The following is a 25,622-nucleotide window of genomic DNA, read 5'->3' as shown; positions in this document are numbered from 1 at the left end:
TCACACCGTGAACAGAGCTAACTTTTGAATGCGGACAATCAGGGGAGCAGGTCACCGTCTTTTTGGGACGAGCAGGGCAAAACAAAGGGAGAGCTACAAATACAGTAGGCGGCGGACGGTTCCGACCCTCACAACCATTGGACTCCAGTGGTAATCCGATCATTCGTACGAATGATCGAGGTAGTGTGCAGGTTCAGCCAAATCGTTCGGTTACTTGCGGTCAGCATTCTTGTGGGATGGTACTAAATACACAGGGCAACCCTGTTGCGGTTGACGATCTTATTCGGACACACCCAGTTACGAGTTCTGCCGGTACCACTGTGCCGGACTTGCAGCGTCTTTTGCGAGACAATGGAGTTAGTTCGGTAGTCAGAACCCGGCGGTCGGTCTCCGACTTGGAAAGTATGACAGCAGGAGGCCGTCCTAGCATTGCAATGGTTCGGACTGGTCCCAATACCAATCACTATGTTGTTGTGGATGGGGTGACGACACGCAGTGGTCAGCGTGTTGTAGCTGTTCGTGATCCAGCAGGCGGACCAAACGGCGGCGTTTACTATGAAACGGTTTCTTCATTTGAAGGTCGCTTCACTGGCAACGCAATTCAGATACGGGACTAATCATGGAAGAATGTTTGTTGGAAATTCCTGCTGACGAAATGAGCGTAACGCTGTCGACAACGGACGGAGCGCGGCTATTTGTCGGTGATGAGTTTCAAGCTCTAAGAGTTTCGAACTTGCTTCCCCCCGTTGCGGGCGGATCATCGCATCGACATTATCTCAAAGGACAATTCGAGCGGCGAGAGGATCATATCCTAGTTCAGATTCCAGACGGCTATGATCTAGATAGTACGGTTGAACTAGAAATTTATGGTGATGTGATAAAGCGAATAGCCGTTTGTTGGCCGTGACTTTGATCACTCCGCCTGTTCTGGCTCCTGATGCGCAACGTGGATTATTTGGGGGTTGGGAACCAAATCTATTTCGAAGTATTGAACATGAATAATAAATCCAAAATTGCTGTCATTAAAATCATCGAGTTGTTTAGGGGGCGGTTAGATGGCGAGTGGCTGAATGATTGCCGGAGTGATGCTGAGCACGGTGAATGGGGTATGGCTTTTGAGAATCTGTGCACGCAGCTTGAAGAATTTGATGTTCTTCCAAATGAGCACGAATACCAAGCTATCCGTACAGCGGGTGAAAGCATGGAAATTGATCCGCAAAATTGGAACTTTCTTGCTCCCAATAAAAACTGAACGAGTTTGACTTTGTGTGCCATATCACTGGTCGTTCGACGACATGTCGTAACCCGCTCCCCTGAAAACTCCGCGTTTTGAGGTTAGTCCGTTTCCAATTCGCACTTTACCCAACTTCACCGCGCCGAGCTTGCCTGTTCCGGTCATATCCTCGTAGTTTGATGTAGTCGCGGAGCAGGGCCACCCGGTTGGGGCGGAAGCTTTCGGTGCCGGGCGCCAGTGAGGCGATCCGGCTGACGTGGAAGTGGCGGTAGTCGTGCCGAAGGCGGCAATGGGCGAGCAGCAGCAGCGAGGTTTCGCTGTAGGACAGGCCCATCGGCCAGATTTCCCTTGTGGTCGTCCGCTCCTGCAGGTCGCGATAGGTGATGATCAGGCTGAACTCTTCCCAGCAGGCCTCGCGCAACAGGTCGAGATCCACCGTCACCGGCGGGCGCTTGTCCGGCTGACGCCAGCTGCGCATCACCGTGTGCATGGCCTGGCGCGCCTGCCGGTCGGGCAGGGTGGCGATGATGCGGGCCATGGCGTTGCGGCCGGCCTTTTTCAGTGTCTCGTCACCGATCTGGTCCAGCCCGCTTTGTGCCAGCATCAGCGCCTCGATTTCCAACCGGGAGAAACTCTGCGGCGGCAGCACGGGATCTTCCGTCAAGGTGTAGCCGACGCCCGCGGCCCCGTCGATCAGCGCGCCGCCCGCACGCAACGTTGCGATATCGCGGTAGAGCTGGCGCAGGGAAACGCCGGTCTCTTCGGAAAGGCGCGCGGCGGTGACCGGTTGGGGTAGGCGCCTGAGGGTATCCATCAGGCGCATCAGCCTGTCCATGCGGGCCATGTTTGCTCCTGCCGTAAATTGTCAGCAGGGGGAAGCTATACCTCTGGCATCGCAAAGAAAAGGAGCTTTCCCATGATGACGCTTTACCATTCTCCCAACAGCCGCTCTTCGGCAATCGTGACGCTGATCGAAGAGCTGGGAGCCGACGTTGAGGTGAAGGAAGTGACGGTTCGCCGGCTGGATGGCTCGGGCGGGCCGGATGCATCCAACCCGCATCCCGAAAAGAAGGTGCCCTACCTGTTGGATGGAGCCGAGGCGATCCGCGAGCGCGGCGCGATCATGCTTTATCTCACCGACAAGTTTCCCGAAGCCGGGCTGGGGCCGATCGAAGGTCAGCCGGGGCGCGGCGAGTATCTGTCCTGGCTGTTCTACTATCAGGGCGTGATGGAGCCGGTCATCATCCTGAAATTCGCGGGGCTTACGCATCCAGCCCTGGAGGCAAACCTGCGCGATTACGACACGATGGTCGCTCGGCTTGCCGAAACGCTGGAAAAACAGCCCTATCTGCTGGGCGAAAATTATTCCGCCGTCGACCTCTTGTGCAGCGGTCCGTTCCTGTGGCTGCCGGATCTGATGCCGGACAACGAAGCGATCCGCGACTGGGTGAAGCGGTGCAGCGAACGCCCGGCCACCGTGCGGACGCTGGAGCGTGAACGCAAGGCGGCCTGAGAGGTTTTGAACCCGAGTTGACTAATCGGCCTGACGGCTGCCCCGTCGGGCCAAATCTGTTTTGTAAAGCGGAGAGGGGCAGTCGGCGTTTTTGCTGCTCGTGGGGTGCTTTCTGCGCCCGTGGCGTATCAGCGTCTCTTGCCGAAGGTCGGTTTGCCGGCGCTTGCATCGGGCCGGTTGCGGCGCACGGAGGCGCGCTCGTCGGCATGCGGTTCATCCATGTGGCGGCGCTGGAAAAAGTTGTCCGGGCTGTCGCGGCGATGGTCAGGCTCGTTGTTTCTCAAGGCTTCTTCGGAGCTTCGCAGCACTTGCGCACGCTGCGCGGCGACCGGTCGTTTCTCGCCGATGAACTGCACGCCGCAGCGCAGGCCTTCTTCCCATCGCCGTTCGCAAGTCACTTCATAATCTTCGAGATCGATGTGCAGGTCGAATTCCTTCGGCAGCATGTAGGCCTGCTCGAACTCCAGCAGGGCACCGCCGTCGGAAATGTTGCGCACGATACATGGGATCGACCGCAGACCGTTTTGAAAGACCATCTTGCCTTTCTTGAAGACGCGTGCCCGCCGCTCGCGCGGCATGTGTTCGCTGGCGCTCTCATCCGCCATTTGGGGCGCGAAGGGTTTGGCGGCGTCCGACATGGATCTCTCGCATTCTCTTGGTGTCCAAGGGCACATTAAACCCCAATCATGGTTAGTTTAGGCTCAAAGCCCTTGCCAATCGGTGAATCCACTTAGGCCGGGCCTGTCCACGCCTGGTTTCGGGCCTTGTGAGGAGAAACAAAAGCTCCTATGCCGCCGTCAGAGAAACCTGAGCTTTTTCTATTCAGGCGAAAACGTGGAACACCATTCCTTGAATTGATACACTGTCCCTTTCTATTTACGGGAGAGCCACTCGAGCGAACTGCGCGGGGGCAATATTTCCCGGCGCAAATTGAGGCATCGATGACTGAAGAACAGATATTTTTCTTGAACCGGCTGGCCCTTAAGGCTGGAGAGGAAATCCTCAAAATCTACGCGGAACCGTTCGAAGTCGAGAACAAGGTCGACGGGTCTCCGGTGACCAAGGCAGACGCAGCGGCCGAAGAAATCATTCTCGCGGGCCTTGCGGAAAAGTTTCCCGATATTCCGGTTGTGGCTGAAGAGGCGGTCGAAGCAGGCAAACTGCCTTCTGCGGGAGCGCGCTATTTCCTCGTCGACCCGCTCGACGGCACAAAGGAGTTTCTGAAGAAGAACGGCGAGTTCACCGTCAACATCGCGCTCATCGAAAACGGCCGGCCGGTCTTCGGCGTGGTCTCCGCTCCCGCTCTTGATGAGATCTACTGGGGCGGGGAAATCGAGGGGAATGGAAGCGCCGAAATGAAGGCCTTCAAGGGCACCATCCGGGATGGTGGGATCACCGACATTGCACCCATTGCCGTTCGCACGCCACCAGCGGGCGGCATCAGTGTGCTCGCCAGCCGCTCGCATCTTTCTGAAGAAACCTCTGCCCTGATCTCACGGCTGAGCGTCGCCGAGCAGCTTAATGTAGGCTCGTCGCTGAAGCTGTGCTGGGTCGCCGCCGGCCGGGCCGATTTCTACCCGCGCCTTGCCCCGACCATGCAATGGGACATTGCCGCGGGCGATGCCATCGTGCGGGCCGCAGGCGGAGCCGTTGTTCTGGCGGAGACGGGCGAAGATTTTGTCTACCGCGTGCCGGAAAACGCGCGGAAGGACGATTTGAGAAATCCCTATTTTCTGGCGACGGGGTGCAGAACCCTGCTGCGGGACGTAGCCCCGGCCGCCTGACGATTGGCAAATTGCGCGGGCGTCTGGCCCGTGTCCGATTTTTGATACGGCTGGTTCGCCGGCCAAACGGAAAAGCGAACATGAACATGCAATCTCACGGGATCACACCCGAGCGCCTCAGCAATCTGAAGCGGCTTGAAGCGGAAAGCATCCACATCATCCGCGAGGTCGCGGCGGAATTCTCCAACCCGGTGATGCTCTATTCCATCGGCAAGGATTCCGGCGTCATGCTGCATCTGGCGATGAAGGCATTCTATCCGTCCAAGCCGCCGTTTCCGCTGCTGCACGTGGATACGACCTGGAAATTCCGGGACATGATCACCTTTCGTGACGAGACTGCCGCGCGTCTCGGCATGGATCTGATCGTCCATACCAACCCGGAAGGGCTGGAAAAGAATATCGGCCCGTTTACCCACGGCTCGTCGGTTCACACCCACATCATGAAGACCGAAGCGCTGAAACAGGCGCTCAACAAATACGGCTTCGATGCCGCCTTCGGCGGCGCGCGCCGGGACGAGGAAAAGTCGCGCGCCAAGGAACGCGTCTTCTCGTTCCGCAATGCCAATCACGGCTGGGACCCGAAGAACCAGCGGCCGGAACTGTGGAACCTCTACAATGCCCGCGTGGCAAAAGGCGAGAGCATCCGCGCGTTTCCGCTGTCCAACTGGACCGAGCTGGATATCTGGCAGTACATCCTGACCGAAGACATCCCCATGGTGCCGCTCTACTTCGCTGCCAGACGGCCTGTGGTGAACCGCGACGGCATGCTGATCATGGTCGATGACGACCGCATGAAGCTGCTGCCCGGCGAAGAGATCGAGGAAAAGATGGTCCGCTTCCGCACGCTCGGCTGCTACCCGCTGACCGGCGCCATTGAATCGGATGCAGACACGCTGCCCGCCATTGTCCGCGAAATGCTGATTGCCCGTACATCCGAGCGCCAGGGCCGCCTCATCGACAAGGATGAAAGCGCGTCGATGGAGAAGAAGAAGCGGGAAGGATATTTCTAAGATGTCGATCGAAAACATTGAGGAAGCTGCAGAGACAGCCGTCACAGACTATATCCTGGCCCAGGAAAGCAAGGACCAGCTCCGTTTCCTGACCTGCGGTTCCGTCGATGACGGCAAGTCGACCCTGATCGGCCGTCTGCTCTATGACACCAAGCTGATCTTCGAAGACCAGTTGGCCGCGCTGGAGCGCGATTCCAGAAAGCATGGCACCGTGGGTGAGGACATCGACCTGGCGTTGCTGGTCGACGGCCTTGAGGCGGAGCGCGAGCAGGGCATCACCATTGATGTCGCTTACCGGTTTTTTGCGACCGAAAAGCGCAAGTTCATCGTTGCCGACACCCCGGGTCACGAGCAATACACCCGCAACATGGCCACCGGCGCTTCCACGGCCGATCTTGCCGTGCTGCTGGTTGATGCGCGCAACGGCCTGATGGTCCAGACCCGCCGCCATGCCTTCATCGCGTCGCTGCTGGGCATCCGCCACGTTGTGCTGGCCATCAACAAGATCGACCTTGTCGGCTATTCCCAGGAACGCTTTGAGGAAATCCGAAAGGAATTCGAGGTCTTTGCCAACGGGTTCGACTTCGAAACCCTTCAGGCCATTCCGATGTCGGCGCGATATGGCGACAATGTCACCGGGCGCAGCGACAAGATGGACTGGTATTCCGGCCCGACGCTTCTGGAACATCTGGAAACTGTGCAGGTGGGCGAACACGTTCTGGAAGCGCCGTTCCGCTTTCCGGTTCAGTGGGTCAACCGGCCCAACCTGGATTTCCGCGGTTATTCCGGTACGGTTGCCAGCGGACAGGTGGCCGTAGGCGACGAGATCGTGGTTGCAGGCCCCGCAAAACAGTCCCGGGTGAAGTCGATCATCGGCGCAAGCGGTGAAGTCAGCTCGGCCCGGGCCGGCGAAGCGGTTACCATCTCGCTGGAAGATGAAATCGACATCTCCCGCGGCGATCTCCTGACCTCGACCGCCCATCGTCCGGATGTCGCCGACCAGTTTGCCGCGCATGTGATCTGGATGTCGGACGAACCGCTGCTGCCGGGTAGGTCCTATCTTCTGAAGATCGGCACCCGCACGGTCACGGCAACGGTCTCTGAGATCAAACACAAGATCAACGTCAACACCTTCGAGCATGTGGCCGGCAAGACGTTGACGCTGAACGAAATCGCGTTCTGCAATTTCTCGCTGTCCTCGGCGGTGCCATTCGATCCTTATGAGGCCAACCACACGACCGGTTCCTTTATCCTGATCGACAGGATGAGCAACTCGACGGTCGGTGCGGGCATGGTCTGGTTCGCGCTGCGCCGGGCAAGCAACATCCATTGGCAGGCGCTCGACGTCGACAAGACGGCCCGTTCCGAGAAGCTCGGGCAGAAGCCCGCGATCCTGTGGTTCACCGGTCTGTCCGGTTCCGGCAAGTCGACCATCGCCTCGATCGTGGAAAAGAAGCTGCATATTGACGGGCGCCACACCTATACGCTCGACGGCGACAACGTGCGCCACGGGCTGAACAAGGACCTGGGCTTCACCGATGCCGACCGGGTGGAGAACATCCGCCGCGTGGGGGAAGTTGCCAAGCTCTTTGCCGATGCAGGCCTGATCACTCTAGTGTCGTTCATCTCGCCGTTCCGCTCGGAACGTCAGATGGCGCGCGATCTTCTGGAAGACGGCGAATTCATCGAGGTCTTTGTCGATACTCCTATCGAGGAGTGCCGCAAGCGCGACCCGAAAGGCCTTTATGCCAAGGCCGACCGGGGCGAGATCAAGAACTTTACCGGCATCGACAGCCCCTATGAAGCGCCGGAAAACCCGGAACTTCATATTCGCAACGTCGGCCGAGACCCGGAAGAGGTTGCCGAAGAGATCATCGAGTACCTGCGCGAACGCGGCTACCTGAACACCTTCAGCGCCGACGGCGAAGGGATCTGACAGGCGAGCGAATGTGAGCGCGGCAGGGAGATCTGACGCACAGACCAGAAAACGAGCCACTCGCGCTGCAACAGAGCGGGTGGCTTTTTTCATTTGCAGAGGCGGATTGTGTATCTCCGGCAAGGCGGGTCCGGCAGACTTCGCCATTGCCCGTTTCCCCGAAGCCTTTTAATACCTTGACTGACTGACTGACTGTTACGTTCTTGCAAAATGAATTTTCGATCGAGAGGCTTTGGGTAAATCATGAAAACCGTTCTGGTGACCGGCTCCGCGGGGTTTATCGGCTATTTCCTGTGCACACGACTTCTCAAGGATGGCTTTCGGGTGATTGGCCTCGATGCCATGACGGATTATTACGATGTCCGCCTGAAGGAGCGCCGTCAGCAGATGCTGATGCAGAACGAGCATTTCAAGCCGATAAACGACCGGGTTGAGGCGCCGGACCTGTTGATGTCGCTGTTCCGCACCGAGCGGCCGGATTTCGTCATTCATCTGGCAGCGCAGGCCGGTGTCCGCTACTCCATCGAGGCACCGCGTTCCTACCTGGAAAGCAACATTTGCGGCACCTTTGAACTGCTTGAAGCGGCCAGAGCCTTTCCGCCGGAACACATGCTGCTGGCGTCCACATCCTCAGCCTATGGCGCCAACACCGAAATGCCCTACACGGAGACCGACAAGGCCGACCATCAGATGTCGTTCTATGCGGCGACCAAGAAGGCAACGGAATCGATGGCGCATTCCTACGCCCATCTCTATGACCTGCCGGTGACCATGTTCCGGTTCTTCACGGTCTACGGGCCCTGGGGCCGGCCGGACATGGCCCTCTTCAAATTCACCAAGGCGATCCTCGAAGGAAAGCCGATCGACGTTTATAACTACGGCGACATGAGGCGGGACTTCACCTATGTGGAGGATCTCGTCGAAGGCATCCGGCTGCTGATGGATGCCGTGCCCGTTCGCCCCGCGGAAGGGGAAGGGGTCCAGGAAGGCGACAGCCTTTCGCCGGTCGCGCCCTGGCGCGTGGTCAACATCGGCAATTCTACCTGCGTCCAGTTGACCGAGTTCATCGAAGCCATCGAAGCGGCGACCGGCAGAACCGCCGAACGCAATCTGATGCCGATCCAGGCCGGCGACGTGCCGGCCACCTGGGCCAACGCGGATCTGCTGCAAAGCCTGACAGGTTACCGGCCGAAGACGACCGTGCAGGACGGCGTAGCCAGGTTCGTTGAATGGTACCAGGACTATTACCGGGCCTGATGCCTGGCCTGGCTGGCGACAACGCCAAAGTCAAAGACGGCAGTCCCTGGAGAAAGACACTGCCCGTCGCAGTCAGGCGGGCTGGGGCGGCTGGCACACGTCCACCCATTCGGCACCGGTGATTTCGGCCATCTGGTCCGGTGAGATCCGCACGGCGGCGTTGGTAGCCCCGGCCGCCGGAATGACCACGTCGTATTCCTTCAGCGAGATATCGCAGTAAACGGGCAGCGGCTGGGCGAGGCCAAACGGGCAGACACCGCCAACCGGGTGCCCCGTCAGGGTTTCCACCTCGTCGAGGCCGAGCATCTTCACTTTGCCGCCAAAGGCCGCCTTTGCCTTCTTGTTGTCCAGCCGGGCATCACCGCGGGCAACCACAAGAAAGATCCTGTCCTTGAGCTGAAACGACAGCGTCTTGGCAATCTGGCCGGGCTCGACCCCATGCGCCTTGGCGGCAAGGTCGACCGTGGCGCTGCTGTTTTCCGTCACGATGACTTCAAGCTCAGGGGCGGCACTGGCAAGGTGGTTGCGGACACTTTCAAGGCTCATGCTGCGGAAATTCCTCGTGTCGGATCAAACAGGACCGGCAAGGCGGGATGCGCAAAAGCTACACTGGGCCGGACCACAATTTGTGCATATCAACAATCTCATTGTGCTGTAAATTAATAAAACATTCATGGTAATCTTAAACGGGTTTTAACCATTTGCGACTTAAACGGTACAGTGTGTGGCTACGGATAAAGGGTTGCCGTTAGCCATTGTTTTAGTCGTTCAAGGATTGCCGAAATGGCGAGAGCCGCTGCAGCCGTTAATGAAGTTGACTCCTCTGGTATGAAGAGGAAGAAACAGGCTGATCTTGCAGCTCGTCGGGATGGGTCAATGAATTTGCCATTTCTGGTGGCGAAAAATCTCCTTTTCTGGGGGACGATTCTGCTGAGCCTTTATGGTCTATACGCGGTGGTTGCCGCCATATAGCCAGCCGACGGGTGCTGCTTCTGACCGAGCCAGGCCGCTAGAAACTTGCGGTCATGCCTTGCCCGACCCGGCCTGTTTTATCTGACATAGTCGCAAATAACCGGGTGTCGTCGCATCCCGGTGCCGACTGCGCGTGTGCATCTTCAGAGGTCAGTGTCCAGCCTGCCGCTGCCAAAGTGGTGTGCGGGCCGGAATGTGTCCGGTAGCGGCACCGCCGGCTCACGGCCGGTCATGTCGGCCACGAGAGCGTCCGCGATCAGATGGGCAATGCCGAAGGATATCTTGAAGCCCCCGGTAGCCGCAAAGGCGGTTTGAAAACCGGGCAGCTGTCCTGCAAGCGGATCGCGCCTGTGGTTGCGCGGCCGGATACCGGCCCAATCCGACAGCACCTGACGTCCCTGCAGTTGCGGGCAGAAGGCGGTGGCACGTTGCAACAGCTCGGCTGACCGCGCCGGTGAGGGCTTTGCGTCTTCAAATTCCCGGTCGGATGTGCTGCCGATCGCCACGGTGCCGTCATCGTGCGGGACGACATAAAGCCCGTCGCAGTAAATCGCAGGCCGGTCTTCCAGTCCCTTGCCTTCCAGCACCAGGGCCTGGCCCTTCTCTCCGCGCCCGATCCGCTCACCGGTGAGTGTCTCGATCAGGTCGAAAGCCGCAAATCCACCCGAAACGACGAATTGCCGAGTCTGAATGGAGGTCTGCCCGTCGGCGAGCAAAACGGTTTGTGTTGCATCGTCATAACCGGTGACTTCAACACCTTCCCGCAGGCACCCGTTCTGGCGGACAAAGCTGGCAAGGCTGGCAAGGTATGCCCGCGGTGAAATTCGGGCCGCAAGGGTCTCATAAACGATGCCGAAAGGGGCTGAACTGGCATCAAGCCAGTCTGACCGGCTTCCGGCTGGTTCAACCACATAGGAAAACCCGGTCTCCAGCGGCCGCCAGCGCAGCTTGCTTTCTTCCGCGCGTTCCAGATGGTGCTCCAGCTTGTCGGTTGTCGTCAGCGGCAAAATGCGGCCGCAGCGGCGATAGCCGCAGGAGAGGCCGGTCTGGTTTTCCAGCGTGCGAATTCGCTCTTCCAGACAGAGCAGTGCCTGGAACTGGAATTCCTTCTTGGGGTTCCAGCGTGCCGGCATATGCGGCATCAAGGCACCCAGCACACCTCCGCTGGACCCGGCGCCGACATGACTTTTCTCCAGAACCACCACCTTCAAGCCGGCCTCGATGGCCGCCCGCGCAATTGCCAGTCCGAAAATGCCGGCACCAGCGATGGCAACATCGAAAGGTTCGGCGTCGGTCACTGCCATGGGCGGGGTCCTTTGAGATTGATTGATCCTGCCGGCTCTCTTATGAGAACGCGTTGCAAATGGCAAAGGCTGATGAGGGCACCCGGAAGGAAAGCTCAAGATCATGTCCATCAAGGCACCGGATCTGGAATGGCTGCAGGGCGACGTACCCCGGGCCGAAGGCTTCAACGACACGTATTTCTCCAAGGCGGGCGGCCTCGCGGAAACACGCCATGTCTTCATGCGTGGCAACGGTCTGCCGGAGCGGTTCGACGCCTGCGAGCGGTTCACCATTGCCGAATTCGGTTTCGGAACCGGCCTCAATTTCCTCACGACCCTTGCAGCGTGGCAGGAAAGGTCCAGCCGGCCGGAGCTGACCTTCGTGTCGTTCGAACTCTTCCCGATGACCGGCGAGCAACTGGCACGCGCCCTTGCGGCCTTTCCAGAGCTGCAGCCGCTGGCTGATGAACTTCTGAAAGCATGGTCTCCGGAACCAGGCTGGAACAGTCTGAAAATTTCCGGTGCCACCTTGCGGATCGGCATTGGCGATGCACGCGAGCTGATCGGTGACCTGCGATCCGGGGCAGCCGCAGGTGAGGAACCTGTGATGCCGTCCGTCGATGCCTGGTACCTCGACGGTTTCAGCCCCGCGCGCAATCCGGAGCTGTGGGACGCCGACCTTCTGAAAGCCGCTGCGGATCTGACGACCTCCGGGGGGACGCTGGCCACCTACACGGCTGCCGGTTGGGTTCGTCGCAATCTTCAGGCGGCGGGCTTCGAAATCGAGAAGGCAGAAGGGTTTGCCGGCAAACGCGAAATGGTGAAGGGGCGAAAGCCCTGAGGACGCCGCAAAACGTACGTCACTCGGCGACCGTCTCCAGTATCCACTGGCGGAACTTTCGCATGGCGCCGGTCTCTTCACGGGATTTCAGCCAGGTCAGCCAATAGCTTCCTGTCAGCACACTCGTCTGGAAGGGCCGCACGATCGCGCCGGACGAAAGCTGGCGGCTGAACATTGAAGTCGGCACCAGGGCGACACCCGCCCCTTGCGTGACCGCTTCAACCATGGCGAGCGAACTGTCGAACATCCAGCCGCGCGCCCTCGGCGGCGGAAGGTTTGCGGCCTGAAACCACATGGCCCATTCGTCGATCCGGTAGGATCTCAAAAGGGGTTCGTTCACAAGGTCTGCCGGTTCGCACAACCGGGGTGCCGCTTCAGGTGAGCAGATCGGGGAAAGCGGGGCATCCATCAGCTTTTCCGCATTGGTGGCATGCCAGGCGCCGTCGCCGAAGCGCAGGAAACAGTCGAGGCCGTCCGCCAGAATGTCCGCACGGTTGTTGTTGGTCTTCAGCCGCAGATCAATTTGCGGGTGGTCCTTGGCAAAGCCGGCTAGACGCGGCAACAGCCAGCCGGTCGCTAAGGTCGCAACCGCACCGACGGTCAGCACCTCCCGGTAATTGCCGTCCTCGAACCGGCTGAGCGCTTCGCTCATCCGCCGGAAAGCATCGGTCAGCACAGGCAACAGGGCGAGGCCCTCGTCCGTGAGGGCAACGCCGCGCGGCAGGCGCTCGAACAGCGACACCTGCAACACATCCTCCAGGGTCTTTACCTGATGGCTGACGGCGGTTTGCGACACCCGCAATTCCAGTCCCGCCCGTGTGAAGCTGCAAAGCCGGGCGGAAGCTTCAAAGGCTCTCAAGGCATTAAGCGGCAGTTTGGAGACGTCCATCGGGATTCTACTATGGCCAAGTTTTCTTCATGTCTAACCCCAGTAATCATCATTTGCGTTATATCTGAGGCGGCGGCACTGTTTCGGTGTTCCGAAGACGAATGGTGCGGGGGGCAACACACCACACCGGGTCGGGCTGTTCGAATTCATCATTGGAGTTGAAGATGAAACTCTGGAAACGCCGCAACGCGTTGACGCTCTCCCTTGCCCTTTTCGCCATGGTTCCAAACATAACCGGATCTGCACTGGCTGCCGGGTTTGATCCCGCACCGCTTGAAAAAACCGTCCAGGATGCGGAAAGCCGCCTGTCGGCCCGGATCGGGGTCGCCGTTCTGGACACGGAAACCGGCAAGACATTTACTCATCGGGCGGACGAACGTTTTCCGCTCAACAGCACCTTCAAGGCCTTTCTGTGTGCCGCGCTTCTGGAAAAGGCAGAGCAGGGTGAGGTTCAACCAGACCGCCGCGTGAAGATCCGCAAGGAAGACCTTGTCTCCTATTCGCCGGTTACCGAGAAAAAGGTCGGCTCCGGCGGCATGACCTATCTGGAACTGTGCGACGCGGCCATTACGATCAGCGACAACGCTGCTGCCAATCTGGTCCTTGAAGCAGTCGGCGGACCTCAGGGCCTGACGGAGTATCTGCGCGGCATCGGCGATACCATTACCCGGCTGGACCGGACGGAACCGACCCTCAACGAGGGCCAGCCTGACGATGACCGCGACACCACCACCCCGGTCGCTGCCGTCGCCACCTTGCACAAACTTGTGCTGGGTGATGCGCTGTCACCTGCTGCCAGAGACCAATTGACGGGCTGGCTGCTGGACAACCAGGTTGGCAAGGCGACCCTGCGCGCCGGATTGCCGGAAGAATGGCCAGTGGCGGACAAGACCGGGGCAGGGGGTAACGGTTCTCGCAGCAACATCGGCGTCATCTGGCCCGATGACAGGAAGCCCGTGCTGATCGCGGTCTATATCACCCGGACCGACGCTTCCTTCGATGACCGCAACAAGGCGATTGCCGATATCGGCGTTGCGCTTGCGGAAAGCTTGCGCGACTGACGCGCTTGCCCGGGCGGAATCTCTTCCCCGCCCGGGCTACACCCTAAATCTCCTGCCGCTTCCGACGGAGACAATCTTGTCCGCTCCAAGGTCCTTGTCTGCCCTCCTGCTTGCCTTTGTTGCGGCCGCGACCATGTGCTGCCTGGCGTCTGCGGAGGAAACCCGCGAACAAAAGCGCGTCAGACGATGCGCCTACTACCAGGAGATCGTCCGGGTGGCATTCGAAAATGTCAGCCGTTCGCAGATGCGGCCAGGCTTTGTTTCCGAGCATGATGCCTTCATCGCCGGTGGCTGTTTCGCCGGGAAAGCCGTTTGCCCGAAAACACCCGCCGAGTTCGCCTTTGCCGACATCCTGACGATGATGACCGTCAGTGCCAACATGGGCAGCACCTTTACCCCGTTCAGGTGTCCGGCCGGCGGATCGGATTGAGCCGGTGAAGTCTGGCCCGGATGCTCCAAGCACCTGAATGAAGATCACAGCAGGGCTATTGCCGACATCGCGAACGAACGCGCCGCCAGCCTTCCCATTGCCTGCCGGCTTCCAATCACATCAAGTCACGAACAGAGATCCGCATGAAATTCAGCACAATACCGGCCCTCATTTTATTGCTTTTCCTGCCCATCAATGCCCACGCCACCTGCATCGAAGCCACGGGTTCCGGTTACGCAATCAAGGGGGATGAGGCAACGGACGTGGCACGTGGTCTCACCTGGAAAAGATGTGCGGTCGGCATGACGTGGGACACGCAAACGAACACATGTTTGGGGGACCCGCGCGGCTTCACCTTGGATGAAGCACTCGCCTACGCCGAGCGGGAAGGGGGCGGCTGGCGCGTGCCCAAAGGGCCGGAACTGGAAACGCTTTACGCCGAGACCTGTGAAGGTCCGAAGATCGACACCGTGACCTTTCCCAACATCACCGCGTCCGACTTCGGCGAAGGCGCGACCTTCTGGAGTTCGACCGAAGCCATGCCCGGGATGTTCTATTTCTTCGAGGTGACGAATGGCTATTTCGACATGCACAGCAAGGGCTACCATTTGTCGGTGTTGCTTGTGAAAGGCAGGCTTCTCGGTCCCACGGCGAATTGACTGGCCCAAAAATGGCACGGCCGCACAGCGTCGTGGGAAAGCAGTCCCTGAAAGCAACTGCCCCGGTTCGAACGTTCGGACCGGGGCAGACGTTTTTCATTTGAACAAACGTGCAGTTATCAGGCGGCGTTCACTTCGTTGAGGAAGTGTTCGACCACCTGACGCATGGTCGTGGACTGTGCCATGAGAAGCTCGGCAGCCTCGACAACGCTTCCGGCAGCGGCATCGGTTTCGCTGGCGCCCTTGGACACGACAACGATGCTGCGGCTCACCTCGTCGGTGCCTTGAGCAGCCTGATCGATGCTGAGGGAGATTTCCGAGGTCGCTGTCGATTGTTCCTCCACTGCGGATGCGATGGAGGAGGCAACGGAGTTCAGTTCAGCGATGATTTTTGCGATGCCCTGAATGCCGCTGACGGCTTCACGTGTCTCGCTCTGGATCGCCGAGATCTTGGCGGAAATTTCTTCGGTGGCTTTGCCGGTCTGACTTGCAAGCTCTTTCACTTCGGCCGCAACCACCGCAAAACCCTTACCGGCTTCACCAGCCCTGGCAGCCTCTATGGTGGCGTTCAGGGCGAGAAGGTTTGTCTGCTCGGCAATGGATGAAATCAAGGCAATGACTTCGCCGATATCTTCCGCGACGGTTGCCAGACCGGCAATCTGCTGATTGGTCTTTTGGGCTTGTGCTTCCGCCTCGCTAGCTATGTTTGCAGAGTGCACAACCTGCCCGCTCACCTCGCCAATGGTCGCAGAAAGCTCTTCCGTTGCAGCGGCAACTGTCTGAACGTTCACACTGGCCTGTTCCGATGCGCTCGCCACAGTGTTTGCCTGATGCGCAGTGTCCTGTGCGGTTGCGGTCATTTGGTTGGCGGTCACCTGCAGGTTACCAGAGGCCTCCGAAATGGAGTTCAGCATGCCTGAGACTTCCTTGTCGAAAGCTTCGACAGCTATGGCCACCCTGGCAGTCCGCTGCTCACGCGCTTCCTGTTCTAACTTCTGCGCGGCCTCCAGGCGCTGACGGTCCAGAACGCCGTCAAGGAAGCCAGCGATGGATTGGGCCACTTTCCCGATTTCATCCGAACGTTTCGCTTCTTCAAACGCAATGTCGGTGTTTCCGGCAGCCAGTTCCCTGGCGTCTGCGACGAGGCGCAGCAGCGGCTTGACAATGGCTCTTGAAATCAATGTTGCAAACGCGATTGCGAGCAACAGGGCGGCGGCGGCGACAATGGCGACGTGAACAACCGCCGAGTCGGCGCTGTCAATTGTCGCCAGACCAAGAGCCGTTGCGTCGGCGGTGGCGCTATCCTTCATCAGCCGCGCATGTTCCGAGGCGTCCGCACCGGCGGTCAACAGAACATCGTTTCGCAACTGGTTTCGTTCGAGAATGATGTCGCGAACACGCAGCGCATAAGTCTGATATTCATTCATCAACGGAGTCGTCTCTGCCAGAAGCTGCATCCGGGCAGGATTTTCTATACTGCGTTCCAGAGAAAGAATGTCGCCGGAGACGGACTCGAACTCATTTTGCAGGCGGTCAATTTCAATAACGGCATTGGTATCGAGGAACTTGAGCATATCGATCCGGGCAAGCAGGAAACTTTCCTGAACCCTGGCTGCAAGAAACGCGGTCTGGTAGTCGCCATCCGCTGCCGCCGATGCCCCCAGCTTTTCAAGATTTTTGATGGCTTGTGGACCAATGACGTTCAACTTGTCTCTTACAAGCTCATCTCGTTCGCCATAGAGAACAGCAACTTTTTCGAGAACAGATTTGAAGGTTACCGTATTCGCTTCAATTTGCTTCAGCAGCTCGACGCGAGCTGGATTGTGGATCTCTGCCTCTGCATTGCGGAGGCCAGTCTCTGTTTTTTCAAGATAGCGAGTGACCTGTTCGAGAGCCTCAGGCTTTCTCGTGCGCAGGTAGTCTCCTGTTCCGGCGAGAATTGTCGCAACATCAGCATTCAGTTCAGATGCGATCAAGGCATCGCCATTCATGTCGTCCAGATCGGCAACGGCGACGCTGACATTCTGCAGGTTGAAGATGGACCAGGCACCCAACCCCAGGAGGACAATGGCGACCGCGCCAAATCCTAACGATATTCTAAGTAGTACAGACATTTTAAAAGTAGCCCTGATTGATTCCTCCCTTCCGGCGACGGTGCTCAGGCGTTGGTTAAAACAGTTTTAATTAAAGCGATTAAATTTTTTAAAAGTCATTGTTTCATATGACCTTTTTAGATTTTTGAGTTTGACGCTAAGGCAGTTTTGGTCGGGTAGGCCCGGCTGATTACAGCTCACTGCAGGTTGCGGCGTTCTTTCAGGCTGACAATCGAAGAACTGCCTGCCCGTTAAGACCTTGGGCAAAAAAAGGCCGCGTACTTTGAAAGCCGCGGCGCTTAGGTCTGGTCGGTGTCTTGGCCCGAGTGGAGCTTTTCGCAAAGTCGCCGCAGCGTTCGCTCAGGCTGAACGCATTTCCGGCACAGGCGAAATGGCCTTGCCCGTTTCGAACCAGCTTTTCAGATTGTCGACCACGCGCTGGCCCATGGCATTTCGGGTTGCCTGCGAGGCGGAACCGACATGCGGCAGCACCGTGACCCTTGGCAGTTTCAGAAGGGCATCCGGCACATGCGGCTCCTTCTCGAAGACGTCGAGACCGGCGCCGTAGATCGTGCCATTCTCAAGCGCCGCGATCAGCGCTTCCTCGTCGATGACGGTTCCCCGGCCGATATTGATCACGATGCCATCTGGCCCGAGTGCTTCCAGCACCTCCGCATTGACGGCATGTCTGGTTTCCTCGCCGCCTGGAGCCACCACCATCAGCGTGTCGCAGGCAGCCGCCAGCTCCTTCGATGTCGCGTGGTAGGGGTAGGAGATGTCGTCCTGCTTGTGGCGGCCGTGGTAATGGATCGTCATGCCGAAGGCTTCGGCGCGCTTGGCAATCGCCTTGCCGATGCGGCCGAGGCCGAAGATGCCGAGCGTGCGTCCCTGCATCGTTGCCCCCGTCAGCTTGTAGGGGCCCTTGCTTTCCCAATTGCCCTGCCGCAGCCATTGCTCGGCCTGGCCGAATTCGCGGATCGTCATGATCATCAGCCCAAGCGCCGTATCGGCAACCTCTTCGGTCAGGACGTCAGGCGTATGGGTGACCATCACATTCGCCGCCAGGCAGTCGTCCGTGTTGATGTGGTCGTAGCCGACGCCGAAGCTGGAAACGATTTCCGCATTCGGAACTTTCGCAAGAAACTCGGCATTCACCGGCCCGAACGCCATAGCAACTCCGCGAATTTTCTCTCCGATTTCCGCCAGCATCGCCTCCGGATCATCAGCCTCGTAAAGCCGGTGAACCGTAAAGGCGGCATCCAGCTGCTCCTGAACAATCGGCAGCATCGGGCGGGGCATCAGAATATCGATGGAGGTCATGGTGGGTCCGGTGGGATGAAGAACAAAGATGCGGTGACCTTAGGCACTTCGGCAGGGGGAGAAAAGATCCAATTGGGCGGAGTTGGTACGCAAGTTCCGTTACACTTGAGGCGTGTATGGTCCAACTTGCCTGAGAAACGGCGCCTTCCACTGTCATTCCGGACAAGCGAGACAATGTCGAGCGCAGATCCGGAAACCAGAGATATTTCGCGCTAAGCGCGGCAAATTTGAGCAGGATCGCGAGTTCGCTTTGCTCACGCTGATGCGCTGGGTTCCGGATCGGCGTGCAGCGTCGCTGCACTTGTCCGGAATGACCGTGCGGGCAGCGCACAGGACTTGCACGCAGTTCCGGAATTTGCCGCCAGAGCCTGATGCAATGGGCGTAGTTTGCTTCCTGGAGACTTTAGGTATCGCCAGCGGTTTGTAACTTGCCCAAAGAAAAGGTGCCTTATCCGCAGGTGAAGGCGGGCGGAAGTTGGCGCAGGAGGAGGAGTAATCGGGATTGCGCAGTCAATGACAGAGGGCGATACAAGCTCATGGACCGCTCCCGGTTTAATCCCCCCATTGCCCCCGGGCGTCATTTCCCCTAAAAGACGCCGCAGAATTCCTGAGAATCCCATCAGATTTTGAAAGCGGAGAAGCGGAGCCCCATGGCGCGCCAGTTCATCTATCACATGCATGGCCTGTCCAAGGCCTATAACGACAAGAAGGTCCTCGACAACATCCATCTCTCGTTCTACCCGGACGCCAAGATCGGTATCCTGGGCCCGAACGGTGCGGGTAAGTCGACCCTTCTGAAGATCATGGCCGGTATCGACAAGGAATATACCGGTGAGGCCTGGGCGGCCGAAGGGGCGAAGGTCGGCTACCTGCCGCAGGAACCGCAGCTCGACAACACAAAGACCGTGATGGAAAACGTCATGGAAGGTGTTGCCCACAAGCAGGCGAAAATCGACCGCTACAACGAGTTGATGATGGACTACTCGGACGAAACCGCCGAGGAAGCTGCACAGCTTCAGGACGAGATCGACGCACAGGATCTGTGGAACCTGGAAAGCCAGGTGGAAATGGCGATGGAAGCCCTGCGCTGCCCGCCGTCAGATGCAGCCGTCGACAATCTCTCCGGTGGTGAACGCCGCCGCGTCGCGCTCTGCAAGCTGCTGCTGTCCGAGCCGGACCTGCTGCTGCTCGATGAGCCGACCAACCACCTGGACGCCGAAACAGTCCATTGGCTGGAGCGCCACCTGCGTGAGTTCAAGGGCTCCGTCCTGATCATCACCCACGACCGCTACTTCCTCGACAATGTCACGGGCTGGATTCTCGAGCTCGACCGCGGTCAGGGCATCCCTTACGAAGGCAACTACTCGGTCTATCTGGAAAAGAAGACCAAGCGTATGGAGCAGGAAGGCCGCGAGAACATGGCCCGCTCCAAGGCGATTGCCCGCGAGCGCGAGTGGATGGGCATGAGCCCGAAAGGCCGTCAGACCAAATCGAAAGCCCGTATCCGGGCCTTTGAAGACCTTTTGACCGCCCAGGAAGAGCGTCAGCCGTCCATCGAGCAGATCCTCATTCCGGTTGGTGAGCGCCTCGGCGCCAACGTCATCGAGGTCGATGGCGTTTCCAAGGGCTTCGAAGATCGCCTGTTGATCGACAACCTGTCGTTCAAGCTGCCACGCGGTGGCATCGTCGGCGTGATCGGCCCGAACGGCGCCGGCAAGACGACGCTGTTCAAGATGCTGACCGGCCAGGAAACGCCGGACAAGGGCAAGGTCATCGTCGGTGACAGCGTGCACCTTGGGTACGTCGACCAGTCCCGCGATGCGCTCAACCCGAACAACACGGTCTGGGAAGAGATTTCCGGTGGCGCAGAAGTCATCTATCTCGATGACAAGGAAATCAACTCCCGCGCCTATTGCTCGTCCTTCAACTTCAAGGGTGCAGCCCAGCAGGCCAAGGTCGGCGATCTTTCCGGCGGTCAGCGCAACCGCGTGCATCTGGCAAAGGTGCTGAAAAAGGGCGCCAACGTGCTGCTGCTCGATGAGCCGACCAACGACCTCGACACCGAGACGCTGGCAGCTCTCGAAGACGCGCTGGAAAACTACGCCGGCTGCGCCGTTATCATCAGCCACGATCGTATGTTCCTCGACCGTCTGGCCACGCACATGCTCGCCTTTGAAGGCGACAGCCATGTGGAGTGGTTCGAAGGCAACTTCGAAGACTACGAAAAGGACAAGGTCCGCCGCCTTGGTGCACATGCCGCCGACCCGCGCCGGATCAAGTACAAGCCGCTCACACGCTAAGCCAACGGCCTGAAAACTGAAACAGGGGGCTTGCCCCCTGTTTTCCCAATGTGCCGGCCCCAGCAACGGGCCGGCATCTTTTTTGCGCGGCGGCACATACCGGCCACCGGGCGATTGTTGTCCAGCGAGCGGCACGAGGCATGGTCCACAGAACTCTTGTTTTTCTGTTTGCGGCTTTTGCCGTTGCCGTCCTGGTTTCCTTTCTGGCGGAGATCGGCTGGCCGCTCGATCTTCTGGCGCATTTTCAGGCCCAATATGTTCTTGCCGGCCTGTTGTTTGCCGTTGGATTTGCGGTCTGCCGGACCTGGTCCATGGCGGCCCTGGCCGTCTGTTTGTCGCTGGTCGCGCTCGTGCGCATGGGGATCTTCGACGACGGTCGCTTCGCGGCATCCTCCGATGCGGCCGAACCGGCAATCAGCGTTGCCACCGCAAATCTCTTCGGTAGCGCTTCAGCGCTTGATGACCTCATTGAGGAAAACACCGCGCGCGGTTTCGATCTGATGATCCTCACGGAGCTGCCGGTACCTGCCGACCAAGGGTTGCTCGACCGGTTTAAGGGCATGCTTCATTTGGCAGGAACACCCGATCAGGCGCTCGGCGGACGTCCTGCTGCAATTATCCTGTCGCGCACTGAACCGCGCAGCGTCGAACTGATCCCTGTTGGCCGGAACCCTTTCGCGATCACGAAGGCAGTCTACTGCGGTGTGCAGGCGGAGCCCTGCATGAGTGTCTTTGCGGTGCATACTCTGCCGCCTTTCAGGCGAGACTTCTATCTGCACCAGGCGGACATTCTTCAAAAGCTTGCATCCGAAGTCGCAAAGACGCCGGGACCGGTTCTCGTTGCCGGTGACATGAACGCCGCCTCCTGGGCACCGTTGTTGAGGCAGTTTCAGGAAACGGCAAAGGTGCGCAAGGCTGTCTGTGGCAGCCGCTGGACCCCGACATGGCTTGCCCCAGTTCCGGGCATCGGCCTCGAACTCGACCATTTCTTCGTCAGGAACGGGCTTGCGGTGAAAAACTGCGAACTCGGACACTTCAACGGGTCCGACCACTGGCCGGTCTTTGCCGAGTTCACTCTTGTGGAGGGAAAGCCGTCGGACTGATCTTCCGGTGGCAACCCGGCGTTCGGCAGATCGAAGCGCCATGGACACGAGACACTGCAATCCGCATAAGAGGTTTCTAGTCTGTACGTCAGGGCGTCTGCCCTGAAGAGCCGGGTTCAAGTCAAGCCAATGCTTCAAGCCGTGTCGGACATAAAGACAAGTCTCCTGCGCACCGATCCGGGTGGCCTGCGGCTGATGCGCGGCGTTCACCTGATGCTGACCGTGCTCGGTGCAGTCTTTCTGGCAAATATGGTGGCAAGCTTCGTGCCCGGTCAGTCGGCTTTCAAACTGGCCGTTCTGGCAGCTGCCGCCGGCGGGCACTGCTTGATGTTCACGCCGGTCTCCACTCGAAAGGCCGAGATCTTCGGTATCCTGAAGCTTGGAGCACTGCTGACAGCCCTGTTTGCGCTCGGGGCCATTGCCGCCGAGGTATCGGGAAAAAGCGCCTCAACCGTTCTGCAGGCGCTCTGGATCGCCGCGATCATGCTGGGCTTTGCCATGCAGGGGCTCAGCCCCTTCTGGCAGCGTGCGGGCCGCAGCATGGCGATCTGCTGGCTGTTCGTGGTCCTCGGCAACCTGGGAGGATCGCCCGGCCTCTGGCTGCCGGCCATGGCGGTGCTCGGCACGCTGACTGCGCTCGTGGTCCGCACAGGGCCGTGGCGGCCCTCGACATATCGAACCTACTTGCGGGTGGAAGCTGCCAACCGCCAGGCGATGGCAACCTATCTGCGGCAATTGTCGGGCAAGTCTGCCGGTTCGCCCGGCGCTGCGGCCATCCGGATCAGGGATCTGGCGAAGCTGCGCATGGAACTTCAGGCATGTGCCGATCTGCTCAGGCCGGAAGGCGAATTGCAGGGCATGTCGCCGGAAGCGGCGATCATGGTGGAGCTTGCCCTGGAAGTCGTCGGCGATGCCCGCGCCCAGCTTTCCCAGGACGCCCGCAACCGTCTGGCCCAGGACGCCGGCTTTCGCCGCACGGTCGACCGGATTGTCCATCGCCTGGAAACCGGTGAGGGCGATAGGGTGGAAGGTGATGGGGGGGACGGCGCACCTGCCGCGAGCTGGCTTCAGGCCGATGCCGGGGCGACGGCACACGACCGGTTTCAGGAACTGCGCATCGCCCAGGCTTTCAAGCGGCTTTGGCTGCTGGCGGCAAAAGACAAGCCGGTTCGCCTGAGCCTCGGTGCGGATGCCAGCGGCCCCACACACGGCTGGTTGCAGAAGCTCTCCTGGCGCCTGTCGCTTCAGGCAGGGGTTGCGGCCGGGATCGGCTTTTCCCTGGGGCTCGCGTTCGATCTCAATCACGCCTATTGGGTCACGCTGACCATCATCATCGTCCTTTCGAACAGCCTCGGAGCGACGCTGCTTCGAACCGTGCAACGGATAGGCGGGACGGCGGGCGGCGTCGTTCTGGCCATGCTGGTCGACCCGGCTCTGGCGGAATTTCCGTCCGTCCGGCTCGCGCTCGTTGTTCTTGCCATACCCGGTGTCATCGTTTTCCTCGATCGCAATTACGCTATTGCCTCCGGCATCATCAGTTTCCTGGTGGTCATGGGGCTTCAGACCCTGGAAGGCCTTCCCATCGGTGAACTCTGGTCGCGTCTCTATGACACGATGATCGGCGCAGGCGTCGGTCTTGCTGCGGCATGGCTGTTGTTTCCCAACCGAACCGGCGCAAGCTTCAAGAGTCTGGCGTCCGATTACCTCAACGCCTGCCGGAAATGCCTGAGGGTGGAAGGCGGCGGGCCGGACACGGATCTTCAGGATCTCGCCCGTCTTCGTACGGCAGCGAGCACTCTGATCGCTACCGCAAGGTCCTACCGAATAGAACAGGCGCCGTGGTCGTCGTTCACGCGCTCCACCAGTGACATGAACGTGCTGGTGATCGTCCTGGCTCAATATGTGGTGCTCTACCGGGAGGTCCGTTCGGACGTCGCGCGGGAAACGCTGGACAGTCCGGCCAAGCCCGGGATAGACGCGCTTGTCGCGCGCATGGACAAGCGCCTGGAGGACGAGTTTGCGGCTGTGCTTGAGGGACGCCCGAGGCAGACCGTTCCTGGGCTGGAGGACGACTGGATGTCAGCCATGCCCGAAGGGGCATCTGGCAACCTTGCTCTGGAAACCGGTTGGGTCGCGATGCTCTATCATGCCCGGAAGATCGTGCGATGCCTGGACGGATTGCGCAAGGAGAAGTTCCTCTCCGGTCCTGTCTGATAAGGGCTGTGTCCGGCTCAAATCTCAGGCGCGGCGGATTGATCCGCAGCGTTTATGAAAACATCAATGAGTTTCGTTGGTCAGGAAGGCCTCCATACCCTAGCTTCGCCTTTCGACCGGGACAGGAGACACCCATGACAGACCAGCTCGACCTTCTTGCCGATGACCTTCGGATCACGCCGGCGTTCAGGGCCACCGGCAAGGTGGAGGGTGTGTTCCGGACAAGTTCTGCGGAAGACTTCAGAACCGCCACCGTGGATGCGTTGGAGCTGACGTTCGAAGGCATTTCGGGAGACCGGCACAGCGGTCACACCCGCAGGTCCGGCGGCCGCGAGCCCTGGTACCCACGCGGTACCGAGATGTGCAACGAGCGCCAGATTTCCATCCTGTCGACGGAAGAACTTGCCGAGATCGCATCGCGCATGGAGATTGCAGAGCTGAAGGCCGAGTGGATCGGCGGCAATATCCTCGTCTCCGGGATCCCGAGGCTGTCCCTCGTTCCGCCGCGCACACGGCTGGTCTTCGAGGGCGGCGTGGTTATTCGTGTGGACGGTGACAACAAACCCTGCCGTTTTGCAGGCGAGGCGATTGCCGAACATTTTCCGGACAGGGACGGGCTGGACCTGCTTTTTCCACAAAAGGCAAAGCGCCTCAGAGGGCTCGTCGGCTATATCGAAATTCCGGGGAAGATTGCGGCAGGCGAGACCGTCACCGCTCATGTTCCCGAACAGTGGATATACGAACGCATCTGATTTTGAGCGGGGCTGTATGCGAAACCTCTTTCCCGAGGATCGCAAATTTCTCTAGTCTGGACGCTCTGTCATAACCTTCCAAAAGGAGCCTCCATGCTGCCGATCCACCACATGATCGACCAGGCGCCACAGCCGGTCGCCCCGTTTTCCCATGCAGTCGAAATAGACGGCTGGGTGTTCGTGACCGGCCAGATGCCAACCCTGCCGGATGATCCGGACGCTCCGTTGCCGGAGGGCATCGAGGCGCAGACCGTGCGCGTGATGGAAAACCTGAAGCTCGTTCTGGGAGGGCTCGGGCTCGGTCTTGAAAATACGACCTTTGTCCGTGTCTATCTGACCGAATTCAAGCGCGACTATCAGGCGATGAACGACACATACCGCTCGTTTTTCGAGCCCGGCAAATTGCCTGGACGTACTTGTGTCGGCGTGTCGGGCCTTGCCGTTGATGCACTGGTCGAGATCGATTTGATCGCCCGGCGGCCGTGATGCATCAAGCCGGGGGCTGTCAGCTTTCCGGTTTCCTGAAAACCGGCAGGTGCAGAGCGAAGACTAACGGCAAGCGGAAGGCGCGCGATGCTTAAACGCATAAGGGCAGCGCCTTGTGGCAGGGCAGTCAATCGTCGGCCGGGGACGTGTCGTCGGCTTCCAGACGTTTCGCACATCCCCAGGAACTCAGCACGTCGTTCATGTCGTCCAGCACGAAGAACCGGGCAGCGTCGCGGTCATAGCCTTCGTCCAGCAGTGTCTCGTAGTCGGTCAGCGCGTGGCGGACATGGCTGGTGGTGGCCTGCCAGAGAGCAATGGACGGTGGCAGGTGGCGCAGATGGCCGGCCAGGGCAACCTCAAGGATGGCTTCCGCGTCGGAAAAGGGAACACGCGGCAGCAAGACCCGCAGTGCCTTGCGCATGTCTTTCTGACGCTTGGTGCCGCCAGTCATGAAACTATCCCTTGAGTTATGAGTTATGAGTGAT

The 25,622-nt window shown here is 59.3% G+C and carries 24 protein-coding genes; 16 read left to right on the top strand and 8 right to left on the bottom strand.

Going from position 1 to position 25,622, the window contains the following annotated elements; genetic code table 11:
* The first annotated feature begins 185 nt into the window (after positions 1-185).
* Entirely contained in the window at positions 186-617 is a 432-nt protein-coding gene (locus V1T76_RS29070) for a cysteine peptidase family C39 domain-containing protein (protein WP_442970189.1), read from the top strand.
* Positions 618-994: 377 nt separating this feature from the next.
* Positions 995-1,252: a MafI family immunity protein gene (locus tag V1T76_RS27335; RefSeq protein WP_330563838.1), complete on the top strand. Its 258-nt coding sequence runs from the start codon at positions 995-997 to the stop codon at positions 1,250-1,252.
* A 106-nt stretch (positions 1,253-1,358) separates the two neighbouring features.
* Here the strand turns inward: V1T76_RS27335 and V1T76_RS27330 are convergent, their stop codons facing one another.
* Positions 1,359-2,078, bottom strand: coding sequence for a helix-turn-helix transcriptional regulator (locus V1T76_RS27330; protein WP_330563837.1), 720 nt, complete (start codon positions 2,076-2,078; stop codon positions 1,359-1,361).
* Between the two features lie 72 nt (positions 2,079-2,150).
* On the opposite strand from V1T76_RS27330, the gene V1T76_RS27325 reads away from it, so the two are divergent.
* Entirely contained in the window at positions 2,151-2,747 is a 597-nt protein-coding gene (locus V1T76_RS27325) for a glutathione S-transferase family protein (RefSeq protein WP_330563836.1), read from the top strand.
* Between the two features lie 128 nt (positions 2,748-2,875).
* Here V1T76_RS27325 and V1T76_RS27320 read toward each other — a convergent pair whose 3' ends face one another.
* Positions 2,876-3,385 carry a PilZ domain-containing protein gene (locus V1T76_RS27320; protein ID WP_330563834.1) on the bottom strand — a complete coding sequence of 170 codons (510 nt, stop codon included), beginning with the start codon at positions 3,383-3,385 and terminating at the stop codon, positions 2,876-2,878.
* Between the two features lie 303 nt (positions 3,386-3,688).
* On the opposite strand from V1T76_RS27320, the gene cysQ reads away from it, so the two are divergent.
* The 4 genes from cysQ (at position 3,689) to V1T76_RS27300 (ending at position 8,734) form a co-directional block, all read left to right on the top strand.
* Positions 3,689-4,531: a 3'(2'),5'-bisphosphate nucleotidase CysQ gene (gene cysQ, locus V1T76_RS27315; RefSeq protein WP_330563833.1), complete on the top strand. Its 843-nt coding sequence runs from the start codon at positions 3,689-3,691 to the stop codon at positions 4,529-4,531.
* An 80-nt stretch (positions 4,532-4,611) separates the two neighbouring features.
* Positions 4,612-5,541, top strand: coding sequence for a sulfate adenylyltransferase subunit CysD (gene cysD, locus V1T76_RS27310; RefSeq protein ID WP_330563832.1), 930 nt, complete (start codon positions 4,612-4,614; stop codon positions 5,539-5,541).
* A gap of 1 nt (position 5,542) precedes the next feature.
* Positions 5,543-7,477, top strand: a complete 1,935-nt coding sequence (cysN, locus tag V1T76_RS27305) for a sulfate adenylyltransferase subunit CysN (protein WP_330563831.1) — start codon at positions 5,543-5,545, stop codon at positions 7,475-7,477.
* Positions 7,478-7,720: 243 nt separating this feature from the next.
* Complete coding sequence (locus tag V1T76_RS27300; protein ID WP_330563830.1) at positions 7,721-8,734, top strand: NAD-dependent epimerase/dehydratase family protein; 1,014 nt, start codon at positions 7,721-7,723, stop codon at positions 8,732-8,734.
* A gap of 72 nt (positions 8,735-8,806) precedes the next feature.
* On the opposite strand, the gene V1T76_RS27295 is transcribed toward V1T76_RS27300, so the two are convergent.
* The gene (locus tag V1T76_RS27295) at positions 8,807-9,280 is read right to left on the bottom strand and encodes a YbaK/EbsC family protein (RefSeq protein WP_330563829.1); all 474 of its coding nucleotides are present in this window, start codon (positions 9,278-9,280) and stop codon (positions 8,807-8,809) included.
* Positions 9,281-9,849: 569 nt separating this feature from the next.
* Positions 9,850-11,010 carry an NAD(P)/FAD-dependent oxidoreductase gene (locus tag V1T76_RS27290; protein ID WP_330563828.1) on the bottom strand — a complete coding sequence of 387 codons (1,161 nt, stop codon included), beginning with the start codon at positions 11,008-11,010 and terminating at the stop codon, positions 9,850-9,852.
* A 103-nt stretch (positions 11,011-11,113) separates the two neighbouring features.
* Here V1T76_RS27290 and mnmD point away from each other — a divergent pair, with 103 nt between their 5' ends.
* Positions 11,114-11,830, top strand: coding sequence for a tRNA (5-methylaminomethyl-2-thiouridine)(34)-methyltransferase MnmD (gene mnmD / locus V1T76_RS27285; RefSeq protein ID WP_330563827.1), 717 nt, complete (start codon positions 11,114-11,116; stop codon positions 11,828-11,830).
* Between the two features lie 19 nt (positions 11,831-11,849).
* On the opposite strand, the gene V1T76_RS27280 is transcribed toward mnmD, so the two are convergent.
* Positions 11,850-12,719 carry a LysR family transcriptional regulator gene (locus V1T76_RS27280; protein ID WP_330563826.1) on the bottom strand — a complete coding sequence of 290 codons (870 nt, stop codon included), beginning with the start codon at positions 12,717-12,719 and terminating at the stop codon, positions 11,850-11,852.
* A 164-nt stretch (positions 12,720-12,883) separates the two neighbouring features.
* Here V1T76_RS27280 and bla point away from each other — a divergent pair, with 164 nt between their 5' ends.
* The 3 genes from bla to V1T76_RS27265 all read left to right on the top strand — a co-directional run bounded on the left by bla (position 12,884) and on the right by V1T76_RS27265 (position 14,869).
* Positions 12,884-13,780: a class A beta-lactamase gene (bla, locus tag V1T76_RS27275; RefSeq protein WP_330563825.1), complete on the top strand. Its 897-nt coding sequence runs from the start codon at positions 12,884-12,886 to the stop codon at positions 13,778-13,780.
* Positions 13,781-13,856: 76 nt separating this feature from the next.
* Positions 13,857-14,210, top strand: coding sequence for a hypothetical protein (locus V1T76_RS27270; RefSeq protein ID WP_330563824.1), 354 nt, complete (start codon positions 13,857-13,859; stop codon positions 14,208-14,210).
* A gap of 143 nt (positions 14,211-14,353) precedes the next feature.
* Positions 14,354-14,869 carry an Lcl C-terminal domain-containing protein gene (locus V1T76_RS27265; RefSeq protein WP_330563823.1) on the top strand — a complete coding sequence of 172 codons (516 nt, stop codon included), beginning with the start codon at positions 14,354-14,356 and terminating at the stop codon, positions 14,867-14,869.
* 119 nt (positions 14,870-14,988) lie between these two features.
* Here V1T76_RS27265 and V1T76_RS27260 read toward each other — a convergent pair whose 3' ends face one another.
* Positions 14,989-16,983, bottom strand: coding sequence for a methyl-accepting chemotaxis protein (locus tag V1T76_RS27260; protein ID WP_330563822.1), 1,995 nt, complete (start codon positions 16,981-16,983; stop codon positions 14,989-14,991).
* Positions 16,984-17,322: 339 nt separating this feature from the next.
* Positions 17,323-18,282, bottom strand: a complete 960-nt coding sequence (locus V1T76_RS27255; protein ID WP_330563821.1) for a 2-hydroxyacid dehydrogenase — start codon at positions 18,280-18,282, stop codon at positions 17,323-17,325.
* Between the two features lie 650 nt (positions 18,283-18,932).
* Between V1T76_RS27255 and ettA the strand changes: the two genes are divergently transcribed.
* The 5 genes from ettA (at position 18,933) to V1T76_RS27230 (ending at position 25,137) form a co-directional block, all read left to right on the top strand.
* The gene (gene ettA, locus V1T76_RS27250; protein ID WP_330563820.1) at positions 18,933-20,582 is read left to right on the top strand and encodes an energy-dependent translational throttle protein EttA; all 1,650 of its coding nucleotides are present in this window, start codon (positions 18,933-18,935) and stop codon (positions 20,580-20,582) included.
* Between the two features lie 140 nt (positions 20,583-20,722).
* A complete protein-coding gene (locus V1T76_RS27245) occupies positions 20,723-21,685 on the top strand; it encodes an endonuclease/exonuclease/phosphatase family protein (protein WP_330563819.1) in 963 nt (320 codons plus the stop codon).
* A 129-nt stretch (positions 21,686-21,814) separates the two neighbouring features.
* Positions 21,815-23,899, top strand: a complete 2,085-nt coding sequence (locus tag V1T76_RS27240) for an FUSC family protein (RefSeq protein ID WP_330563818.1) — start codon at positions 21,815-21,817, stop codon at positions 23,897-23,899.
* Positions 23,900-24,033: 134 nt separating this feature from the next.
* Positions 24,034-24,651: an MOSC domain-containing protein gene (locus V1T76_RS27235; RefSeq protein ID WP_330563817.1), complete on the top strand. Its 618-nt coding sequence runs from the start codon at positions 24,034-24,036 to the stop codon at positions 24,649-24,651.
* 93 nt (positions 24,652-24,744) lie between these two features.
* A complete protein-coding gene (locus V1T76_RS27230) occupies positions 24,745-25,137 on the top strand; it encodes a RidA family protein (RefSeq protein WP_330563816.1) in 393 nt (130 codons plus the stop codon).
* Between the two features lie 127 nt (positions 25,138-25,264).
* On the opposite strand, the gene V1T76_RS27225 is transcribed toward V1T76_RS27230, so the two are convergent.
* On the bottom strand, positions 25,265-25,588 hold the full coding sequence (locus V1T76_RS27225; protein WP_330563815.1) for a DUF2293 domain-containing protein: 324 nt from the start codon (positions 25,586-25,588) through the stop codon (positions 25,265-25,267).
* Positions 25,589-25,622 lie beyond the last annotated feature (34 nt).

The sequence above is a fragment of the Roseibium sp. FZY0029 genome (assembly GCF_036350355.1).
In the GTDB taxonomy this organism is placed as follows: Bacteria; Pseudomonadota; Alphaproteobacteria; order Rhizobiales; family Stappiaceae; genus Roseibium.
The sequence above is the reverse complement of the archived record's forward strand: the minus strand, read 5'-3'. Positions and strand labels throughout refer to the sequence as shown.

Excerpts from the sequence above, each read along its gene's own strand:
- V1T76_RS27295 (WP_330563829.1), bottom strand. The coding sequence starts at position 9,280 with ATGAGCCTTGAAAGTGTCCGCAACCACCTTGCCAGTGCCGCCCCTGAG.
- V1T76_RS27330 (WP_330563837.1), bottom strand. The coding sequence starts at position 2,078 with ATGGCCCGCATGGACAGGCTGATGCGCCTGATGGATACCCTCAGGCGC.
- V1T76_RS27225 (WP_330563815.1), bottom strand. The coding sequence starts at position 25,588 with ATGACTGGCGGCACCAAGCGTCAGAAAGACATGCGCAAGGCACTGCGG.
- V1T76_RS27245 (WP_330563819.1), top strand. The coding sequence starts at position 20,723 with ATGGTCCACAGAACTCTTGTTTTTCTGTTTGCGGCTTTTGCCGTTGCC.
- V1T76_RS27265 (WP_330563823.1), top strand. The coding sequence starts at position 14,354 with ATGAAATTCAGCACAATACCGGCCCTCATTTTATTGCTTTTCCTGCCC.
- V1T76_RS27260 (WP_330563822.1), bottom strand. The coding sequence starts at position 16,983 with ATGTCTGTACTACTTAGAATATCGTTAGGATTTGGCGCGGTCGCCATT.
- V1T76_RS27230 (WP_330563816.1), top strand. The coding sequence starts at position 24,745 with ATGCTGCCGATCCACCACATGATCGACCAGGCGCCACAGCCGGTCGCC.
- V1T76_RS27320 (WP_330563834.1), bottom strand. The coding sequence starts at position 3,385 with ATGTCGGACGCCGCCAAACCCTTCGCGCCCCAAATGGCGGATGAGAGC.
- V1T76_RS27325 (WP_330563836.1), top strand. The coding sequence starts at position 2,151 with ATGATGACGCTTTACCATTCTCCCAACAGCCGCTCTTCGGCAATCGTG.
- V1T76_RS27335 (WP_330563838.1), top strand. The coding sequence starts at position 995 with ATGAATAATAAATCCAAAATTGCTGTCATTAAAATCATCGAGTTGTTT.
- V1T76_RS27240 (WP_330563818.1), top strand. The coding sequence starts at position 21,815 with ATGCTTCAAGCCGTGTCGGACATAAAGACAAGTCTCCTGCGCACCGAT.
- bla (WP_330563825.1), top strand. The coding sequence starts at position 12,884 with ATGAAACTCTGGAAACGCCGCAACGCGTTGACGCTCTCCCTTGCCCTT.
- cysQ (WP_330563833.1), top strand. The coding sequence starts at position 3,689 with ATGACTGAAGAACAGATATTTTTCTTGAACCGGCTGGCCCTTAAGGCT.
- V1T76_RS27290 (WP_330563828.1), bottom strand. The coding sequence starts at position 11,010 with ATGGCAGTGACCGACGCCGAACCTTTCGATGTTGCCATCGCTGGTGCC.
- V1T76_RS27300 (WP_330563830.1), top strand. The coding sequence starts at position 7,721 with ATGAAAACCGTTCTGGTGACCGGCTCCGCGGGGTTTATCGGCTATTTC.
- cysN (WP_330563831.1), top strand. The coding sequence starts at position 5,543 with ATGTCGATCGAAAACATTGAGGAAGCTGCAGAGACAGCCGTCACAGAC.
- V1T76_RS27255 (WP_330563821.1), bottom strand. The coding sequence starts at position 18,282 with ATGACCTCCATCGATATTCTGATGCCCCGCCCGATGCTGCCGATTGTT.
- cysD (WP_330563832.1), top strand. The coding sequence starts at position 4,612 with ATGAACATGCAATCTCACGGGATCACACCCGAGCGCCTCAGCAATCTG.
- V1T76_RS27235 (WP_330563817.1), top strand. The coding sequence starts at position 24,034 with ATGACAGACCAGCTCGACCTTCTTGCCGATGACCTTCGGATCACGCCG.
- V1T76_RS27280 (WP_330563826.1), bottom strand. The coding sequence starts at position 12,719 with ATGGACGTCTCCAAACTGCCGCTTAATGCCTTGAGAGCCTTTGAAGCT.
- ettA (WP_330563820.1), top strand. The coding sequence starts at position 18,933 with ATGGCGCGCCAGTTCATCTATCACATGCATGGCCTGTCCAAGGCCTAT.
- mnmD (WP_330563827.1), top strand. The coding sequence starts at position 11,114 with ATGTCCATCAAGGCACCGGATCTGGAATGGCTGCAGGGCGACGTACCC.